This window comes from Streptomyces sp. NPDC111802 (assembly GCF_055634335.1).
This window is the reverse complement of record NZ_JBVKCZ010000032.1, coordinates 42201-61127: the sequence shown is the minus strand read 5'-3', so window position 1 is coordinate 61127 and position 18927 is coordinate 42201. Positions and strand designations below refer to the sequence as shown.

General features: G+C 67.9%; 17 protein-coding genes. 9 read left to right on the top strand and 8 right to left on the bottom strand.

From position 1 onward, the window contains the following. Positions 1–242: 242 nt before the first annotated feature. Both dnaN and dnaA read right to left on the bottom strand, forming a co-directional pair. Positions 243–1373 carry a DNA polymerase III subunit beta gene (gene dnaN / locus ACZ7NC_RS30620; RefSeq protein ID WP_471492792.1) on the bottom strand — a complete coding sequence of 377 codons (1131 nt, stop codon included), beginning with the start codon at positions 1371–1373 and terminating at the stop codon, positions 243–245. A gap of 893 nt (positions 1374–2266) precedes the next feature. Then, a complete protein-coding gene (gene dnaA, locus ACZ7NC_RS30615) occupies positions 2267–4177 on the bottom strand; it encodes a chromosomal replication initiator protein DnaA (RefSeq protein ID WP_471492737.1) in 1911 nt (636 codons plus the stop codon). A gap of 383 nt (positions 4178–4560) precedes the next feature. Between dnaA and rpmH the strand changes: the two genes are divergently transcribed. The 9 genes from rpmH (at position 4561) to ACZ7NC_RS30570 (ending at position 11487) form a co-directional block, all read left to right on the top strand. Further along, on the top strand, positions 4561–4698 hold the full coding sequence (gene rpmH / locus ACZ7NC_RS30610; protein ID WP_471492736.1) for a 50S ribosomal protein L34: 138 nt from the start codon (positions 4561–4563) through the stop codon (positions 4696–4698). Between the two features lie 21 nt (positions 4699–4719). Then, on the top strand, positions 4720–5091 hold the full coding sequence (gene rnpA / locus ACZ7NC_RS30605; RefSeq protein ID WP_148000334.1) for a ribonuclease P protein component: 372 nt from the start codon (positions 4720–4722) through the stop codon (positions 5089–5091). Next, positions 5088–5441, top strand: coding sequence for a membrane protein insertion efficiency factor YidD (gene yidD, locus ACZ7NC_RS30600; protein WP_471492735.1), 354 nt, complete (start codon positions 5088–5090; stop codon positions 5439–5441). Before rnpA ends, yidD begins: the two co-directional genes overlap by 4 nt. A 3-nt stretch (positions 5442–5444) precedes the next feature. Continuing rightward, positions 5445–6713 carry a membrane protein insertase YidC gene (gene yidC, locus ACZ7NC_RS30595; protein ID WP_471492734.1) on the top strand — a complete coding sequence of 423 codons (1269 nt, stop codon included), beginning with the start codon at positions 5445–5447 and terminating at the stop codon, positions 6711–6713. 15 nt (positions 6714–6728) lie between these two features. Beyond that, the gene (locus tag ACZ7NC_RS30590; RefSeq protein ID WP_393455640.1) at positions 6729–7241 is read left to right on the top strand and encodes a Jag family protein; all 513 of its coding nucleotides are present in this window, start codon (positions 6729–6731) and stop codon (positions 7239–7241) included. Positions 7242–7368: 127 nt separating this feature from the next. Beyond that, the gene (gene rsmG / locus ACZ7NC_RS30585) at positions 7369–8085 is read left to right on the top strand and encodes a 16S rRNA (guanine(527)-N(7))-methyltransferase RsmG (protein ID WP_471492733.1); all 717 of its coding nucleotides are present in this window, start codon (positions 7369–7371) and stop codon (positions 8083–8085) included. A 298-nt stretch (positions 8086–8383) separates the two neighbouring features. Next, on the top strand, positions 8384–9457 hold the full coding sequence (locus tag ACZ7NC_RS30580; protein WP_471492791.1) for a ParA family protein: 1074 nt from the start codon (positions 8384–8386) through the stop codon (positions 9455–9457). After that, the gene (locus tag ACZ7NC_RS30575; protein WP_471492732.1) at positions 9454–10551 is read left to right on the top strand and encodes a ParB/RepB/Spo0J family partition protein; all 1098 of its coding nucleotides are present in this window, start codon (positions 9454–9456) and stop codon (positions 10549–10551) included. Before ACZ7NC_RS30580 ends, ACZ7NC_RS30575 begins: the two co-directional genes overlap by 4 nt. 318 nt (positions 10552–10869) lie before the next feature. After that, on the top strand, positions 10870–11487 hold the full coding sequence (locus ACZ7NC_RS30570; protein ID WP_471492731.1) for a GNAT family N-acetyltransferase: 618 nt from the start codon (positions 10870–10872) through the stop codon (positions 11485–11487). Positions 11488–11585: 98 nt separating this feature from the next. On the opposite strand, the gene trxA is transcribed toward ACZ7NC_RS30570, so the two are convergent. The 6 genes from trxA to murJ all read right to left on the bottom strand — a co-directional run bounded on the left by trxA (position 11586) and on the right by murJ (position 18891). Next, positions 11586–11918, bottom strand: coding sequence for a thioredoxin (trxA, locus tag ACZ7NC_RS30565; protein WP_471492730.1), 333 nt, complete (start codon positions 11916–11918; stop codon positions 11586–11588). 42 nt (positions 11919–11960) lie between these two features. Then, positions 11961–12929 (bottom strand): thioredoxin-disulfide reductase, encoded by a 969-nt coding sequence (gene trxB, locus ACZ7NC_RS30560; protein WP_471492729.1) that lies wholly within the window; start codon positions 12927–12929, stop codon positions 11961–11963. A gap of 173 nt (positions 12930–13102) precedes the next feature. Continuing rightward, on the bottom strand, positions 13103–14038 hold the full coding sequence (locus ACZ7NC_RS30555; protein WP_471492728.1) for an anti-sigma factor: 936 nt from the start codon (positions 14036–14038) through the stop codon (positions 13103–13105). Continuing rightward, entirely contained in the window at positions 14035–14775 is a 741-nt protein-coding gene (sigM, locus tag ACZ7NC_RS30550; protein ID WP_471492727.1) for an RNA polymerase sigma factor SigM, read from the bottom strand. The genes ACZ7NC_RS30555 and sigM overlap by 4 nt, the downstream gene beginning before the upstream one ends. A 31-nt stretch (positions 14776–14806) precedes the next feature. After that, on the bottom strand, positions 14807–16525 hold the full coding sequence (locus tag ACZ7NC_RS30545; RefSeq protein WP_471492726.1) for a protein kinase family protein: 1719 nt from the start codon (positions 16523–16525) through the stop codon (positions 14807–14809). 137 nt (positions 16526–16662) lie between these two features. After that, a complete protein-coding gene (gene murJ, locus ACZ7NC_RS30540; protein ID WP_471492725.1) occupies positions 16663–18891 on the bottom strand; it encodes a murein biosynthesis integral membrane protein MurJ in 2229 nt (742 codons plus the stop codon). Positions 18892–18927 lie beyond the last annotated feature (36 nt).

The window sequence follows — 18927 nt, the reverse complement described above, 5'->3', positions numbered from 1 at the left end:
GTTGTTCCTTAGGTTGCTGTGGCGTGTGAGGCACATTCGTACCGACGTCCGAGCCTAAACCCGGACGCACGCGCACATCCGTGGGCATACGCGCTCAGACGTACACCCTCACCTGCGGCTTCACCGGTGGAGCCGATACCCACAGGGTCGGCGGGACTGTGGACGACGACCCGCTCCGGGGCTCGTCCGCCCGGCCGAACGGGCTCGGAAGTCCACCGGACCCCCGACCCCTGTGGACGACGTCAGCCGCTCAGACGCACCGGCATGATCAGGTACTTGTAGGCCTCGTCCGCCTCGGCGTCCAGCGCCGGCTTGCCGCTCAGCAGCGCGGGCTTGGTGGACGTCGTGAACGACAGCTGGGCCACCGGGGAGTCGATGGCGCTCAGACCGTCCAGCAGGAAGGTCGGGTTGAAGGCGATCGAGATGTCGTCGCCCTCCAGCTGGGCGTCGACCCTTTCCACAGCCTGTGCGTCGTCGCTGGAACCGGCCTCGAGGATCAGCACGCCCTGCTCGAAGCTCAGCCGCACCGGGGTGTTGCGCTCGGCGACCAGGGCCACGCGCTTGACGGCCTCCACGAAGGGGGCGGTCTCGATCACGGCGACGGAGTTGAACTCCGTCGGGAACAGCGTGCGGTACTTCGGGAGGTCGCCCTCCAGCAGACGGGTCGTCGTACGACGGCCGGCGCCCTCGAAACCGATCAGGCCCTCACCGGCGCCAGAGCCCGAGAGCGCAAGCGTGACGCTGTCGCCGCTGGTCAGCGCCTTGGCGGTGTCCAGGAGCGTCTTGGCGGGGACCAAGGCGACCGCGGAGGCCTCCGGGTTCTCCGGCTTCCACAGGAACTCGCGGACCGCGAAGCGGTAGCGGTCGGTGGACGCCAGCGTCACCGTGTCGCCCTCGATCTCGATGCGCACACCGGTGAGGACGGGCAGGGTGTCGTCACGGCCCGCGGCGATGGCCACCTGGGCGGCCGCGGAGGCGAAGACCTCGCCGGGGACGGTGCCCGTGGCGTTCGGCATCTGCGGCAGGGCCGGGTACTCCTCCACAGGCAGTGTGTGGAGTGTGAAGCGCGAGGAGCCGCAGACCACGGTCGCCCGTACACCGTCTGTGGAAATCTCCACCGGGCGGTTGGGGAGAGCGCGGCAGATGTCGGCGAGCAGGCGGCCGGAGACGAGGACCGTGCCCTCCTCGTCGACCTCCGCATCGACGCTCACCCGTGCGGAGACCTCGTAGTCGAAGCTGGACAGGCTCAGCTGACCGTCGTCGGCCTTGAGAAGGAGGCCGGCGAGGACAGGCGCCGGCGGGCGGGCCGGGAGGCTGCGCGCCGCCCAGGCCACGGCCTCCGCGAGTACGTCGCGTTCCACCCGGATCTTCACTGTTGCCGCCTCCTGCTGTTGCCGGCGCTTCTCGGCCTGCCTGGCTTCGTCGTCTGTCTCGGTGTCGTCGGCCCCAGCGAGGGGAAGGACACCGGGAACAGTCTGACGCACCCCACTGACAGTAGGTGCCTCTCGGGGTCAAGTCGTGACGAGGGGCAGCCGGGAGCCGGACGGCAAGTTGTGCACAGGCCCCACTTCGAAACGGATTCCCAGCTCTCTCTAGTTGGGAGTAGTAGTAGGGCCTGTGGATACCGTGGATAACCACGTTTTCCCAGCTCAGAGCCAAGATTTTGTCCACCGGCCCTGTGGGCGAAGGCAGTGGACAACCAGGCGTATCTGTGGAGAACAGAAAGTTCTGCACACCCCGTGCACAGCCTGAGGCGACTTCTCCCCAACGCCGTCCCCAGCTTTACCCACCTTTCCCACAGGCCAACCCGGCATCTTCGTGTGACGGCTTTCACTCGGCACGGTGAGGAGGCGCGTCGCGTTGCCGAACAGTGGACAGCGGTGTGGAGAAGCTGGGGATCACTGGGGACAACTGGCCTCAGCCTGTGGGTTGCCGGTGGACAACTTCGTGCACAGCCTGTGGATCTTCTCTCTGTCCACAGTCTGTGGAGATCCTTCGTCCACGAATCCACAAGCGGATGACCTGGTCTGATGGTCTTTCAACAGGGACGCCTGTGGACACAGTCTGGACAACTTCCCAGTCCCCAGGATGTGGACGGCAGAAAGTCACTGAATCTGTGGAGAGTGGCCGTAACCCGGCAGGTATTCGAACAGCAAGGTGTCCGTGTGTGCGGTCGCGGAATGACGAAGGGCGCCCCGGGATCCTGTCCCGGGGCGCCCTCGGCGACGTACGACGGGCGCCTGCGGCCCGCTTGCGGTCGGCTCCGTCAGCCGTTCTTGATGCGGTTGGTGAGCTCGGTGACCTGGTTGTAGATGGAGCGCCGCTCGGCCATCAGATTGCGGATCTTGCGGTCCGCGTGCATCACCGTGGTGTGGTCGCGGCCGCCGAACAGCGCGCCGATCTTCGGCAGCGACAGGTCCGTCAGCTCACGGCACAGGTACATGGCGATCTGGCGGGCCGTGACCAGCTGACGGCCCCGCGAGCTGCCGCACAGGTCCTCGACCGTGAGCCCGAAGTAGTCGGCGGTCGCGCCCATGATGGCCGTCGAGGTGATCTCCGGCGTCGCGTCGTCGCCACCGGGGATCAGGTCCTTGAGGACGATCTCCGTCAGCCCCAGGTCCACCGGCTGCCGGTTGAGCGACGCGAACGCCGTCACCCGGATCAGCGCGCCCTCCAGCTCGCGGATGTTGCGCGAGATGCGGGAGGCGATGAACTCCAGGACCTCCGGCGGGGCGTTGAGCTGCTCCTGGACCGCCTTCTTACGGAGGATCGCGATGCGCGTCTCCAGCTCGGGCGGCTGGACGTCGGTGATCAGACCCCACTCGAAACGGTTCCTCAGCCGGTCCTCCAGCGTGACCAGCTGCTTCGGCGGCCGGTCGCTGGAGAGCACGATCTGCTTGTTGGCGTTGTGGAGCGTGTTGAACGTGTGGAAGAACTCCTCCTGTGTCGACTCCTTGTCCGCGAGGAACTGGATGTCGTCGACCAGCAGGATGTCCATCTCGCGGTAGCGCTTGCGGAAGCTGTCGCCCTTGCCGTCGCGGATGGAGTTGATGAACTCGTTGGTGAACTCCTCCGAGCTCACGTACCGCACCCTCGTGCCCGGGTAGAGGCTGCGCGCGTAGTGCCCGATCGCGTGCAGCAGGTGCGTCTTGCCGAGTCCCGACTCCCCGTAGATGAAGAGGGGGTTGTACGCCTTCGCCGGTGCCTCGGCGACGGCGACCGCGGCCGCGTGCGCGAAGCGGTTGGAGGCGCCGATGACGAACGTGTCGAAGAGGTACTTCGGGTTCAGACGCGCGGTCGGCTCACCGGGGCCGGGCGCCGGCGCGGGCTGCGCGGCAAGCGGCCCGGGGGCGCCGGTCGTCGGCAGGGCCGCACCGACAGGACCGCCGCGGTGCACATGCCCGGAGCCGACGGGCGGTTCGGGCATGTCCCGGCGGGGGCCCTGGTCGTATTCGGCGCGCGGCTGGTCGTAGTCCGGCCGCTGCTTCTCGTAGTCGGGTCGGCGCTGGTCGTAGTCAGGACGGCGCTGCTCGTAGTCGGGGCGGTGTCCGTCGTAGGACGGCCGCTCCATCGCCTGCGGGCGGTAGTCCTGGGTGGGGGAGCCGTAGGAGTCCTGTGTGTAGGAGTCCTGTGAAGGCGACGCGTACGGGTCGCGCTCCGGGAAGCCGAGGCGCTGCTGCTGCCAGCTGTACTCGTCCTGCGTCGGGCGCGGCCAGCTGCCGGGGGCGTGCTCGGGGCGCTGGTACTCGCCCGGGTAGGCCGGCCGGGCCGTGGGCAGCGGGTCGGCGGACGGGCCGGGCTGCTGGTCGTCGGCGCGGTGGCGGCCGTAGCTCTCGTACGACGGGAGCTCGGGCTCCTCGTAGCGGGGCTGGGGCGGGGCAGGGGGGGCCGGGGGCTCGCCGGCGGAGTCGTCGACGGTGATCGCGATCCGGATCGGGCGGCCGCACTCCCGGCTCAGGGTCTCGCTGACGATCGGGGCGAGACGGCCCTCCAGTACGCCCTTCGCGAATTCGTTCGGTACGGCGAGCAGGGCGGTGTCGGCGACCAGCGCGAGGGGCTGGCAGCGTCGGATCCAGTGCTCGTCCTTCGCCTCGACCCCCTGCCCTCGGCCCTCACCGAGAAGTTGCTCCAGTACGCGTGGCCACACTGCGGCAAGATCGGCAGGTACGTCAGCCACAGGGCACGCTCTCTCACGGGTCCCACGAACGTGTGATTGTGGGACGGGTCGGGATTCAAAGGGGTGGAGCCAGAATCAAGGGGACAAGGGAACGAATCGGAGTTCAGCCACGGTAGTCAGGGCGGCGGGTGCGGTTCAAGTTGTTGTCCCCAGCCTGTGGATAGTGTCTCCCAGTGACCTCTGGTTTGACCGGATGGCGTAGCCGCGCGTACCGTAACCAGGTCGAGTTGTCGATGGCTGCTGCCGCCTGCCTCCGATGGGCACAGATCGCGTCAGGTGATCGGGAAGCGGTGCACTCGGGCGTTAACGCGAGCTACTCGTGGGCGCACGGTGACAGCCAGGACGGCACCCCGCCACTACCGATTGATTTCTGGAGCCCCCGAGTGAGCAAGCGCACCTTCCAGCCGAACAACCGTCGTCGCGCGAAGACCCACGGCTTCCGCCTGCGGATGCGTACCCGTGCCGGCCGCGCGATTCTCGCGAACCGCCGTAGCAAGGGTCGCGCCAGCCTGTCCTCCTGATTCTGATCAGGTCATGACGTCGTGCTGCCTACCGAGCATCGGCTGAGGCGGCGCGAAGACTTCGCGACCGCGGTACGGCGAGGACGCCGGGCTGGACGCCCGACTCTCGTCGTCCACCTTCGTAGCGGTGCCACGGACCCGCACGCGCCTGGGGAGAGCGCTCCCCCGACGCGTGCGGGTTTCGTCGTGAGCAAGGCTGTGGGTGGCGCGGTCGTGCGCAACAAGGTGAAGCGCAGGCTTCGCCATCTGATGCGCGACCGAGTCGACCAGCTGCCCCCCGGTAGCCTGGTAGTCGTACGAGCGTTGCCCGGTGCGGGTGATGCCGACCATGCACAGCTGGCCCGAGACCTGGATGCCGCTCTGCAGCGGCTGCTGGGAGGGGGCGCGCGATGAAGTACCCACTGCTGGCTCTGATCAAGCTGTACCAGTGGACGATCAGTCCGCTGCTCGGGCCGGTGTGCAAGTACTACCCCTCGTGCTCCCACTACGGGTACACGGCCATCGACCGACACGGTGCGATCAAGGGCACGGCGCTCACCGCTTGGCGCATCCTGCGGTGCAACCCGTGGTCGCTGGGCGGTGTGGACCATGTCCCGCCGCGAAGGCGCCCACGGTGGCACGAGATGCTGCGCAACGCTTGGCGCGCACGGAAGGGCGGGCCCTCCGCCGCCGAAACGGCCATCGAGGGGGACATTCCTTCGAGCCCGGCCGCAGAGACCCCGTCCCATGTCCAAGGAGCATGATTAGTGGACACGATTGCCAGCCTCTTCAGCTTCATCACCACACCCGTTTCCTGGGTCATCGTCCAGTTCCACACGGTGTACGGCGCCATCTTCGGCGCCGACACAGGGTGGGCCTGGGGCCTGTCCATCGTGTCCCTGGTGATTCTGATTCGTATCTGCCTGATCCCGCTCTTCGTGAAGCAGATCAAGGCGACTCGGGCCATGCAGACGCTCCAGCCCGAGATGAAGAAGATCCAGGAGCGCTACAAGAACGACAAACAGCGTCAGTCCGAAGAGATGATGAAGCTGTACAAGGAGACGGGCACCAACCCGCTCTCCTCGTGCCTTCCCATCCTGGCGCAGTCGCCGTTCTTCTTCGCCCTGTACCACGTGCTCAACAGCATCGCCAATAACGACACCATCGGTGTGATCAACGAGAGCCTGCTGAAGAGCGCGCAGCAGGCACACATCTTCGGGGCCCCGCTGGCAGCGAAGTTCACCGACAGCTCGGCCGATGTCGCCGCGCTCGACGCCTCGCTGACCACGGTCCGCATCGTCACCGCGGTCATGATCGTCCTGATGTCGGCGTCGCAGTTCTACACGCAGCGCCAGCTGATGACGAAGAACGTCGACACCACGGTGAAGACGCCGTTCATGCAGCAGCAGAAGATGCTGATGTACGTCTTCCCGGTCATGTTCGCCGTCTTCGGTATCAACTTCCCCGTCGGTGTCCTCGTCTACTGGCTGACCACCAACGTGTGGACCATGGGCCAGCAGATGTACGTCATCCACAACAACCCGACCCCGGGTTCCAAGGCCCAGGCCGCGTACCTGGAGCGCCTGACCAAGCACGTCACGACCCACGGCAAGACCCGCAGCCGTGGCGAGCGCGCCATCGTCAGGGCCATCGTCGCCAAGGGGCGCGACCGCAACGAGTTCGAGCGCAAGTTCATCAACGCCCTGAGCAAGTCCGGTCTCGCGGCGCAGACGGATGGCACCGTGGTGAAGAGCGACGCCGCCGTGGCCACCGTGGCCGAGGACGGTACGCCGACCACCGGCGCGGCCCCCAAGCGCCAGCAGCCGAAGCGGCAGAGCAAGGCCCAGCGTCAGTCCGGCGCTCCGAAGCAGGCCGACGAGCCGACGTCGTTGGAGAAGTCCGACGAGCCCGAGGACGCCAAGCCCGGCGCTGCCAAGAAGGCCGCGCAGAAGCCCGGTAGCGGCGCCCGTAGCAAGGCCCAGTCCGGGCAGCGCAAGGGCGGCCCGCAGCGCCCCAAGTCCCCGTCCAAGAAGTAAGAAGGAGCCCATCCCGTGACGGAAGGCACCACCTCCGCCGCTGCCGAGGGTGCAGACACCCTGACCCGCCTGGAGCAGGAGGGCGAGATCGCGGCGGATTACCTCGAGGGTCTGCTCGACATCGCCGATCTCGACGGCGACATCGACATGGACGTCGAGGCCGACCGCGCCGCTGTCTCGATCATCAGCGACGCGGGCGGCCGAGACCTGCAGAAGCTGGTCGGGCGTGACGGCGAGGTGCTGGAGGCGCTCCAGGAGCTCACGCGACTGGCCGTGCACCGGGAGACCGGCGACCGCAGCCGGCTGATGCTGGACATCGCCGGCTACCGGGCCAAGAAGCGCGCCGAGCTCTCCGAGCTGGGTGCCAAGGCCGCCGCTGAGGTGAAGAACACCGGCGAGCCCGTGAAGCTGAAGCCGATGACGCCGTTCGAGCGCAAGGTCGTGCACGACGCGGTCAAGACGGCGGGCCTGCGGAGCGAGTCCGAGGGCGAGGAGCCGCAGCGGTTCGTCGTCGTGCTTCCCGCTTGATCGGCTCGTACGTTTCCCTCCGGCCCCGTCTGTGCGCAGGCGGGGCCGAACTTTGTCAGCCTGTTAGTTCTGGTGGTTCTGGTGCAGGCGCCCTGGGTGTCGGCACGGTACGGAAGGACGGTCCCCCGTGACGGAGGCAGCGGAGCTTCCCCCTGCGCCTGAGCAGGCACGTGAGGTGTTCGGCGATCGCTACGCTGATGCGGTCCGCTACGCCGAACTGCTCGCCGAGGCGGGTGTGCAGCGTGGCCTGATCGGCCCGCGAGAGGTGCCCCGCCTGTGGGAGCGGCATCTGCTGAACTGCGCGGTGCTCTCGGAGGTCGTTCCCGAGGGCGTGACGGTGTGCGACGTCGGCTCGGGAGCCGGCCTGCCCGGCGTCCCGCTGGCGTTGGTCCGGGAGGACCTGAAGATCACGTTGCTGGAGCCTCTCCTGCGACGTACGAACTTCCTGACGGAGGTCGTAGAACTGCTCGGCCTGGACCATGTGACGGTCGTCCGCGGCCGGGCCGAAGAGGTCATGGGGAAGCTGCCGCCGGTGCATGTGGTGACCGCCCGTGCGGTGGCTCCGCTGGACCGGCTGGCCACCTGGGGGATCCCGCTGCTGCGCCCGTACGGCGAGATGCTGGCGCTCAAGGGCGACACCGCGGAGGAGGAGCTGAAGAGCGCAGCGACGGCTCTGAGCAAGCTGGGAGCGGTGGAGACGTCGATCCTCCATGTCGGTGAAGGCGTGGTGGATCCGATGTCGACCGTTGTGCGCGTCGAGGTCGGGGAGAGTCCGGGTGGTGTGCGCTTCGCCGCCAAGCGGGCGAAGGCAGCCAGTACGGGACGTGCACGCCGGCGGCGCTGATCCGTCCTGACGACGAGACGTACTCCACACAAGCTGGCAAACCTACCCATGCCGGAGTGTCGCGACAGTTCGGCCACGTCTGCTGTGCATCGTGTTTCACGTGAAACGTCGCTCACTGCTGCATGGCATCATCAGTCGCGGACGCGCCGCGGCCGAACCTCGCGACCGAAAGCCTCTCGGTTCCCTCGGAGAAGGGCCTTCTAGTGACGCTCCGTCCCCCTTGCGGGGCACAGAGTTTTCCACAGAGGTGGATTTCTCCACAGAACAACAGGCCTCACTGGTTCACGACCCCGAAGGCATGGGAGGCTCTGTTCATTGCGAGCCTGAAGTCGAGGAGAGTGAATCCTTGCGGTCCGACGCCAACATCGCGGGACCGATGACCGATCCGGTCCCCGGTCCCCGTACCGAATCGATGGGGGAGGATGTTTCACGTGAAACACCGCCCCCGATGGACGACACTCCCATCGGTCGTGCTGCCCAACTGGCGGTGGAGGCTCTAGGCCGCGCCGGCGAGGGCCTGCCACGGCCCGAGCAGACCCGCGTCATGGTGGTTGCCAACCAGAAGGGGGGCGTGGGCAAGACGACGACGACCGTCAATCTTGCCGCTTCGCTTGCCCTGCATGGCGGCCGCGTGCTGGTCATCGACCTCGACCCGCAGGGCAATGCGTCCACTGCCCTGGGGATCGACCATCACGCCGAAGTGCCTTCCATCTATGACGTGTTGGTCGAGAGCAGGCCGCTCGCGGAAGTCGTCCAGCCGGTACCTGATGTCGAGGGTCTCTTCTGTGCCCCCGCCACGATCGATCTCGCCGGTGCGGAGATCGAGCTGGTGTCTCTGGTGGCACGCGAGAGCCGACTCGAGCGTGCGATCCAGGCCTATGAGCAGCCGCTGGACTACGTCCTCATCGACTGCCCGCCCTCGCTCGGCCTGTTGACGGTCAACGCGCTTGTGGCCGGGCAGGAGGTCCTGATCCCTATCCAGTGCGAGTACTACGCGCTGGAGGGCCTGGGGCAGCTGCTGCGCAACGTCGACCTGGTGCGGGGGCACCTCAACCCCGCCCTGCATGTCTCGACCATTCTGCTCACCATGTACGACGGCCGGACGCGGCTCGCGTCCCAGGTTGCGGACGAAGTGCGCAGCCACTTCGGCGACGAGGTGCTGCGGACCAGCATTCCCCGCTCGGTCCGTATCTCCGAGGCGCCGAGCTATGGACAGACGGTGCTGACCTACGATCCAGGATCGAGCGGTGCGCTGTCCTATCTTGAGGCGGCACGAGAAATCGCGCTGAAGGGTGTCGGCGTCAGCTATGACCCGACGAACGCCCACATCGGCGCACAGAGCAACCCGAGCATGGTGGAGGGGATCCAGTGAGCGAGCGACGGAGGGGTTTGGGTCGTGGTCTCGGCGCACTGATCCCTGCTGCACCGACCGAGAAGGCGGTGCCCCCGGCTGCGATGGGAGGCAATGCTTCCGCATCCCCGGCCAGTGTCCCGATGCTGACCGACCGCGGGGTGGCCGCGGCCAAGGTGGCCACGCTGCCGCCTGTTTCACATGAAACCGAGGAGCCGTCGTCGAGCGGCGCAGCGGAGACGCCCGCCGCTCCCATGGGCGCCCACTTCGCGGAGATCCCTCTCGACGCGATCACACCGAACCCGCGTCAGCCACGTGAGGTCTTCGACGAGGACGCTCTGCAGGAACTCGTCACCTCCATCCAGGAGGTCGGTCTCCTCCAGCCGATCGTCGTCCGGCAGATCGGCCCCGCGCGGTATGAGCTCATCATGGGTGAGCGGCGGTGGCGGGCCTGCCGTGAGGCCGGCCTCGACGCGATCCCGGCGATCGTTCGGGCCACGGATGACGAGAAGCTTCTCCTGGACGCGCTGCTGGAGAACCTGCACCGCGCCCAGCTGAACCCGATCGAAGAGGCCGCCGCCTACGATCAGTTGCTGAAGGACTTCAACTGCACGCATGACCAGTTGGCCGACCGCATTGGCCGTTCCCGGCCCCAGGTCTCCAACACCCTGCGTCTGCTGAAGCTCTCGCCCAAGGTCCAGAACCGGGTGGCTGCCGGAGTGCTCTCCGCCGGTCATGCGCGCGCTCTCCTCTCCGTCGAGGACCCGGAGGAGCAGGAGCGGCTCGCCTACCGGGTAGTGGCCGAGGGGCTCTCCGTCCGGTCCGTTGAAGAGATCGTGACCCTGATGGGCTCCCGGCCGCAGAAGACCCCGCGCGCCAGGGGACCGCGTGCCGGCTCTGTTCCTTCCCCGGCACTGTCGGACCTCGCGACCCGGCTTTCTGATCGTTTCGAGACGCGGGTGAAGGTCGAGCTCGGTCAGAAGAAGGGCAAGATCACCGTCGAGTTCGCCTCCCCGGAGGACCTGGAGCGGATCCTCAGCACGTTCGCTCCGGGCGAGAAGCTCGCTCTTCAGAAGAGCCTTCAGGGCGACGACGCGGAGGAGTACGAGGACTGAGTCCCGCCCGGTCGGGTCTGGTGTCCGACCATTCACGTGGGCCGTGTCCGGTGTGTACCGGAACACGGCCCGCACTTTGCTTTCAGGCGGTATCGATGGAATCACATCGTGGATACGATGCGTTCGGGAATGGCGCATCCACCTGGCAGACCTCTTAGGGGAGGCGGGGTCCATGCGAACGGTGAGCCGCACCGGACTGGTGAGCGCGGGTCTTGGGCTGGGCGCGGTCGGCGGGTTCGTCGGCAGCCTGCTCAGGGAACGAAGCGCCCTGACAGCCGCTCGCGATGCCGCGGGCGAAGGAAGCGAGGAACAGCCTTCATGGGGCGTCGGCTCGTACCGCTCACGCTGGACAACCTTCCGGACCTTCCCAAGCGCTGCCGCTCGTGTGTCTTCTGGGAGTTGGACCCGGTCAGCGGCGAGGCCGCGGTAAAGGACGGCACAGCCGCCCTGGAGAAGGAAGCCTGGATCTCGGCCGTCCTGCTGGACTGGGGCTCCTGTGGTCGAGTCGTCTATGTCGACGAGGTACCGGTCGGCTTCGTGCTGTACGCACCGCCGGCTTATGTGCCGCGTTCGAGCGCGTTCCCCACGAGCCCCGTCTCACCGGACGCGGTGCAGCTGATGACGGCGTTCATCATGCCGGGCTATCAAGGGCAGGGACTGGGGCGAGTGATGGTGCAGACGGTTGCCAAGGATCTGCTCAGGCGAGGCTTCAAGGCGATCGAGGCCTTCGGAGACGCGCGTTGGAAAGAGCCGGCTTGTGTGCTGCCCGCAGACCATCTCCTGGCGGTGGGCTTCAAGACGGTTCGCCCGCACCCCACTTTCCCGCGCCTGCGGCTGGAACTGCGGACGACGCTGTCGTGGAAGGAAGACGTGGAGATGGCGATCGACCGGCTGCTGGGCGCCGTGCAGAAGGAACCGGCGTTGCGGCCTCTCTGATCGGTGCTGCGTCCCTCTACCTCTAGGGCGAGGCGCGTCCCTCTAAAGCGAATGGGCCAACCCGAGAGGGTTGGCCCATTCGTGTTTCACGTGAAACATCACTCGGCGATGAAGTCCTCGAGGTCGCGGAGGATCGCGGCCTTCGGCTTCGCACCAACGATGGTCTTGGCGACTTCACCGTTGTGGTAGACGTTCAGCGTCGGGATGGACATGACGCCGTACTTGGCGGCCGTACCCGGGTTCTCGTCAATGTTGAGCTTGACGATCTCGATCTTGTCGCCGTGCTCGGCGGCGATCGCCTCGAGGGAAGGCGCGATCTGACGGCACGGACCGCACCACGCGGCCCAGAAGTCCACCAGGACGGGCTTCTCGCTCTTGAGGACGTCCTGCTCGAAGGAGTCGTCAGTCACATGCTTCAGGGTGCCGGCCACGGCGGGCTCCTTTACTGATTGGTGCGTGGGGCGGGATGGGGGTCAGACAGAGGTCTTCTCGGGCTCGGCCTTCTCCTCGTCCGCGAGGGCGGCGAGGAAGCGCTCGGCGTCGAGAGCGGCGGAACAGCCGGTACCGGCTGCCGTGATCGCCTGGCGGTAGGTGTGGTCAACCACATCGCCGGCGCCGAAGACGCCAGTGAGGTTGGTGCGGGTGGAGGGGGCGGCGACCTTCAGGTAGCCCTCCTCGTCCAGCTCCAGCTGGCCCTTGAACAGCTCGGTGCGCGGGTCGTGGCCGATCGCGATGAACAGGCCGGTGACCGCCAGGTCCGAGAGCTCGCCGGTCTTGATGTTGCGCAGCTTCAGGCCGGAGAGCTTCTGGTCGCCCTGGACCTCGGCGACCTCGCTGTCCCAGACGAACTTGATCTTCGGGTCGGCAAAGGCGCGGTCCTGCATCGCCTTGGAGGCGCGCAGGGTGTCCCGGCGGTGGACGACCGTCACGGACTTGGCGAAGCGGGAGAGGAAGGTTGCCTCCTCCATCGCGGTGTCGCCGCCACCGATCACGGCGATGTCCTGGTCCTTGAAGAAGAAGCCGTCACAGGTGGCGCACCACGAGACGCCGCGACCGGAGAGCGCGTCCTCGTTCGGCAGGCCGAGCTTGCGGTGCTGCGAGCCGGTGGCGACGATGACCGCCTTCGCGCGGTGGACTGTGCCCGCGGTGTCGGTGACGGTCTTGATCTCACCGCTCAGGTCGACGTTGACGATGTCGTCCGGGACGAGCTCAGCTCCGAAGCGCTCGGCCTGGCCGCGCATGTTGTCCATGAGCTCGGGGCCCATGATGCCGTCCTGGAAGCCCGGGAAGTTCTCCACCTCGGTGGTGTTCATGAGCGCACCGCCAGCGGTGACGGCTCCCTCGAACACCAGCGGCTTCAGCGACGCGCGCGCGGTGTAGAGCGCCGCCGTGTAGCCGGCGGGCCCGGAGCCGATGATGATCACGTTACGGACGTCGCTCACGGCTTGATTCCTCGTCTCTGGAATACGTCATCGGACCGGTGGGAGCCCCTTTCAGAACTCTCACCCCACCCAACGGATCCTAAGGGGCGCGCATTCCCACTGTGTCCGGGCACACGGTGACGCCACAGTGTCGGGGGTTATGACGCCTCAGACGAAGACGAACCGCCGGTCTCTCAGCGGCGCGCGTAGGAGTCCGTCAGGAGAACCTCTGCCTCAGCGGTCGACGGATGCTTCACACAGGACGCGTCCATGACGTAGGCGGTGACCCGGCTGACATCAGAGGCAGCGGGCAGCACGACCAGCAGAGCGTCCTTGCCCTTGTAGCGGCCTTCCTCAGCAGCAAGAGCAGTGTCATTGCGGCCGATGCCCTTGCGGATGCAGTCAGGCACCGTGATCTCGCGGAAGGTCCGTGGACTCGCGGTGTCGGGCCCGCCTTCCATACCCAAGCTGCGATCCGGCTTATGGGAGCTACCCACGGAGCTCTCGCTCTTGGCCAGAAGGTCAGAGACCTGATTCTCCAGCTTCGCCGCGGAGAAGGTATCGGCGGCAGTCTGCCCCCCGTCGGCCGACGGACCGGATCCTCCACCACCCATGAGCGAGGTGAGCAGAACGGATCCGAGACCCAGGGCCGCGGCCGTGAATGCTGCGCTCAGGACGGCGATCTTGCGTCGTCCGGCCCTCTTGCGGTCCTTGTGGCTCTTGCGGGCGGGGCCGGTGGTCGAGGTGCGGGCATGCCCTACCGGACGTTCTGCCGCAGACGATGTTTCACGTGAAACATGCGCACCCTCGTCCACGTCCGAGACCGAATGCGCAGCGCGGGCGAGCTTCGACTGATCGCCGTCATCGGGAGCCGTGGCGCTCAGCAGAGCCTCCGCGGCAAGGGCGGCATCGATGCGTTCGGCGACATCGGTGGGCATGCGCGACGGGCCGGGCAGCGTGCCGAGCAGTCCCCGGATCTCCTCCAGCGATGCGTGGACGTCCGCGCACAGCTCGCACTCGCTCAGATGCCGACGTAGATCAGCGGACCTGGTCGGAGAGAGAAGGCCCTCAGTGAGGTCGGAGATCTCGGCGACGTCCGGGTGCCCCGCCGTGTCCGTCGTGGATGTCACGCTCGCCCACCTCCGCCCTTCACAGCAGCTGAATCACTCGGACCGGTATCGCGCGCACCCTCGGCTTGTGAACCCGTGGCACGTGGACCCGCTGCCGGTGGGACGGATGTCCCCTGCGTCCGGTTCCGCTGCGCGCCAGGATCGTTGCCCTCCCCGGTTCTCTCCGGCCGTAGATGCGTGAGGAGGGGCAGGAGTCTGGCTCTGCCACGCGCACATCGGCTCTTGACCGTGCCGGTGGGCACATCGAGGACCCGAGCGGCCTCCGCGACCGGGTAGCCCTGCATGTCCACCAGAACGAGCGCTGCCCGCTGGTCGGGCGGAAGTGTGCCGAGTGCCTCCAGCAGCTGGCGGTGCAGATCGTTTCGCTCCGCGGGCGCCGAGGCGGACTCATGCGGCTCCAGCAGCTGCTCCAGGCGCTCGGTGTCGTCCACCGGGGAGGTCTTCCGGGAGGCTGCTTTGCGGGCGCGGTCCAGACAGGCGTTCACCGTGATCCGGTGCAGCCACGTTGTGACGGCCGAGCGGCCCTTGAATGTGTGGGCGGCCCGGTAGGCCGATACGAGGGCGTCCTGGACGGCGTCAGCGGCCTCCTCGCGGTCCCCGAGCGTCCGCAGGGCCACCGCCCAGAGTCGGTCGCGGTGCCGGCGCACGAGCTCACCGAAGGCGTCGGGATCGCCGGCTACATGCAGGGCCAGAAGGTCCTGATCGCTCGCGTCGCGGTGTGCGGTGCCGTCTGCCATCGGACCCCCTCCCCTGGGATGCGGTGAGCTGTCACTCGGTGAACTTCACGTTGGTGATGGCCTGCTTGTAGCCGGGCTGGCTGTAGTTGGCGGAATCGGCGCCGGAGTACGGCATGGCGGTCAGCCACACCAGCACGTAGCGGCTCTTCACGGGCTTGTCGACCGTCACCTTCGCAGAGGTGCCGCTCGTCGTCGCCTCGCCCAGCTGCTTCATCGAACTCAACGGGGTGCCCGAATCCAGAGAGTCGCTGGCGTACAGCTTGACGGTGGTGTGATCGCCGCCGTACCGGAGGGAGAGCGTCGCGGTCGACACCTCCTGGTCGGAGCCGAGGTCGTAGACGATGCCGACTCCGGGCTTGATCACTATCTCCGGACCGTCCCTGTAGCTGTTGGTCCGCCATCCCGTTGATGTGCTGTCGTCGTACGTCAGACCCACGTCGCCAGGATGCTGGGCGTCGCCCTCGGCCACGTACTCCTGGGCGCCCTCGATGCCGAGCGGCTTGGCCGGCCTGGTCTTGTCGCCTGTCTTGTCGTTGTCGTCCGTCGTCTGCGTCTGGTCGGTGCCGTCGGACTTGCCCTGGTCCATGAGCGCGTCCGCGAGCTGCCAGCTGCCGAGGCCCAGGGCGGCGATCAGAAGGGCCGACACGGCCCACTTCAGGGCCTTGCCGGTGCGGCTCTGCAATGGGGGCGGGGGGGCCGGCACCGGCTGCGTGACACCGGGATGCTGCGCCTGTCGGCCGTATGAGCCCTGCTGGTACGTCGTGCGCTGGTAGTCCGGCGGGGCGGTGAACGCGGGCTCCGGCGGGCGGATGCGGGGCATCTCGCCGATCGCCTTCACGAGCTCCTCCGGGGTTGTGCACGCGGACTCGTGGCGGGAGGCCGTCGCGCCGTCATTGGCCAGCGCGCGCATGGCGAGCTCGGACAACCCACGGTGGACACCCGCCCGCACCTGGTCCGGGGCGATCAGCCCGACGTCCTTCGGCAGCCCGGACAGGCCGTAGGCGTCGCTCTCGTACGGCCAGCGCTGAGTCAGCGCGGCGTACAACAGGGCGCCGATGGCCTCCGTGTCGGTGCGCTGCGGGGTGTCGGAACCGATGCCGCGCAGCGCGGCGTTCACCGCGAGGCCGCGAATGCGCCACTGGCCGGTCGATGTGCGCAGCACGGCGTTCGGGTTGAGCCGCAGATGGGCCAGGCCTTCGCGGTGGGCGGCGGCCATGGCGGCGGACACCTGGGTGACCATCTGGTAGGCGTCGTACACCTCCAGCGGGCCGGGGGCGAGCAGCGTCGTCAGCTCGGTGGCGTCGGGGAGCCATTCGTGGACGACGTAGACGAGGTCGTTCTCCTCCACGGCGTCGAGGACTTGGACGAAGCGGGGGTCGCCGAGCAGCGCGGAGGAGCGGGCCGCGGCCAGAACCGAACGGGCGCGTGCGTGGTCTGCGGGCAGGAGGTGTACGCCCACGGCGCGACGGAGTTTCTCGTCCACCGCACGCCAACTGCTGAAACCGTCCAGACGGGTGACGCACTCCTCCAGGCGGTAGCGTCTGGCGAGCTTGTGACCGCTGTGCAGTTCGGGCGGTGAGGCCTTCCCGGGACCTTCGGTCCCGCCACTCCCCTGTGCCTCGTCGATGTCCGTGTCCCGCTCCCGATTCTTGGCCACCCCGTCGGCCGTGGACTGGTCCGCCTGTGCGGTCAGCGGCTCGTCGCCGCTGTTGTCTGCCACGTCGACGGCAGCCGTGCTCCGTTCCGCCACCGTCGTTCCTGCCTCCCCATCCGTTGCGTGCTCTGAGACCCCGAGCACGCCGTCCGACGCCGAAACCAATTGTGCCCACAGTCCGCCGCTATGCACGACACACGATGGCGGACGATGGTTGTGCGCGTACCCCCGCCTCAGCGACCCAGACGCCCGCGAACCATGCCGACCAGTGAGTTCAGCTCGTCGATGCGCATCCGGCGCGCCGCGACGAAGAAGACCCCGAGCAACACTGCTCCACCGGCCAGCAGGGCGGCGAGGGAGCCGAGAACGCCCTGGCCGAGGGCCTGGGTGATGCCGTAGCAGGCCGCCCCGCTCAGCAGCGCCGCGGGCACGGAGGCGATGCCGAGTCTGGCGTACGTCCGCATCACCCGGCCGCCGTCGAGGTCGCCGCCGAGCTTCTTGCGCAGCCGGCTCCAGGCCACACCGACGCCGATCGCGTAGGCCAGGCCGTACGAGGCGGCCATTCCGACGACTGCCCAGCGGGCCGGGATGACGAAGTAACAGACGGCCGAGGCGACAGCGTTGACGGCCGCCACGATCACCGTGTTGTAGAAGGGCGTCCGGGTGTCCTCGTAGGCGTAGAAGGCGCGCAGCACCACGTACTGCACGGAGTACGGGATGAGACCGAGGCCGAAGGCCATCAGCATGAAGCCCATGTTGGTGGCCTCGCCGGTGCCCGACGAGCCGAACATCAGCGTGCACATCGGGATGCCGAGGGCAAGGAACCCGAAGGCGATGGGGACGATCGCGACGGCCGTGGTCCGCAGCCCCTGGGAGATGTCGTCCCGGACGGCACCGCTGTCGTCCTCGGCCGCGGAACGCGAGATGCGGGGCAGCAGCGCGGCCATCAGCGAGACGGTGATGATGGCCTGCGGCAGACCCCAGATCAACTGGGCGTTGGCGTAGGCTGCGAAGCCGGTTCCGTCGACATCGGAGTTGATGCCGGCCGCGGTGGACAGCTGGGTGACCACGAGGGCACCCGCTTGGTTGGCGAGGACGAACAGGATCGTCCACTTCGCGAGCATCGCCGCCTTGCCGAGACCGTGGCCCTTCCAGTCGAAGCGCAGCCGCAGCCGGAAACCCGTCTCACGCAGGTACGGGATCATCGCCAGGGCTTGCACGACCAACCCGAGCAATACACCGATGCCGAGGAGCCGCTGGCCCTCCGGCGGGATGTTCGTGACCGCCATGCCGGAGCGCTCCGCGGTGCCGTACACCCAGAGGAACATCCCGAGCGTCACGATGATGACGATGTTGTTCAGGACCGGCGTCCACATCATCGCGCCGAACTTGCCGCGGGCGTTGAGGATCTGTCCCATCACCACATGGACGCCCATGAAGAAGATCGAGGGCAGGAAGTAGCGGGTGAAGGTGATGGCCACGTCGTTGGCGGCGGGGTCGTTGGCGACCGGGGTGGACAGGGCCCGGACCAGGAGCGGCGCGCCGAACATCGCGAGTGTGGTGAGTGCGGCGAGCGCCACCATCACCAGCGTCAGCAGACGGTTCGCGTATGCCTCGCCGCCGTCCTCGTCGTCCTTCATCGCGCGCACCAGCTGCGGCACGAAGACGGAGTTGAGACCGCCGCCGACGGTCAGGATGTAGATCATCGTGGGCAGCTGGTACGCGACCTGGAAGGAGTCACCGAGTAGGCCCAGACCCAATGCCGAGACGATCATCATGGACCGTACGAATCCGGTGAGCCGGGACACCATCGTGCCCGCTGCCATGACCGCGCTCGACTTCAGCAGTCCTCCGGCCCGCCCGCCCTTCTTCGCGGCGGGCGCCGGGGCGGGGGCGGGCGCAGGCGCGTCCGTCTCGGGCCCCGCAGGGGGTGTGGGGCCCGCTGCGGGCGCCGAGGCGGGCCCCGGGACCGTTGCCGGGGGCTGGTGCTGCGGATGGCCGCCCTGCTGCTGATCGCGGAAGAGGTGCGCGAAGGCGTCGTGCTCCTGCTGCTCGGCGGAGTGCGAAACGAGGTCGTCGACGCCCACGTACTGGGTCGTGCGGGGGTCGTCGCCGTACGGCAGGTACTGGGTCGGGCCCTCCGGCTCGGGCGCCGGGGTCTGGGCCCACACGCGAGGGTCGGGGGCGTACGGAGACTGGGGCGGCTGGGCGTAGAGCGGCTGCTGGGGCTCGTACGTGCCCGGCGGGGGCGGCGGGTGCGCGGCACGGTCGTACAGCGCCTCGGCGACGGGGTCCTGGGCGGAGAGTTCCTGGCCTCGGTAGGGGTCCTGGGCGTAGGCGTCCTGGAGGTACATGTCCGCGGGGTGCTGCGGCGGCACCTGGCCGGGCTCGGGCGGCGGGCCCTCGGGGTGCCCCGAGCTGCCCGCGGCCTGGCCGCGGTCACCGTCGTACGGCGCGTTCATGGTTACCCCACCTCATCGTCCCGGGCCCACCGGCCA

Bases quoted from the DNA above. Each gene is read 5' to 3' on its own strand.
- sigM (WP_471492727.1), bottom strand. From the start codon at position 14,775: ATGGCAGACGGCACCGCACACCGCGACGCGAGCGATCAGGACCTTCTG.
- yidD (WP_471492735.1), top strand. From the start codon at position 5,088: ATGAAGTACCCACTGCTGGCTCTGATCAAGCTGTACCAGTGGACGATC.
- murJ (WP_471492725.1), bottom strand. From the start codon at position 18,891: ATGAACGCGCCGTACGACGGTGACCGCGGCCAGGCCGCGGGCAGCTCG.
- ACZ7NC_RS30570 (WP_471492731.1), top strand. From the start codon at position 10,870: ATGGGGCGTCGGCTCGTACCGCTCACGCTGGACAACCTTCCGGACCTT.
- ACZ7NC_RS30580 (WP_471492791.1), top strand. From the start codon at position 8,384: ATGGGAGGCTCTGTTCATTGCGAGCCTGAAGTCGAGGAGAGTGAATCC.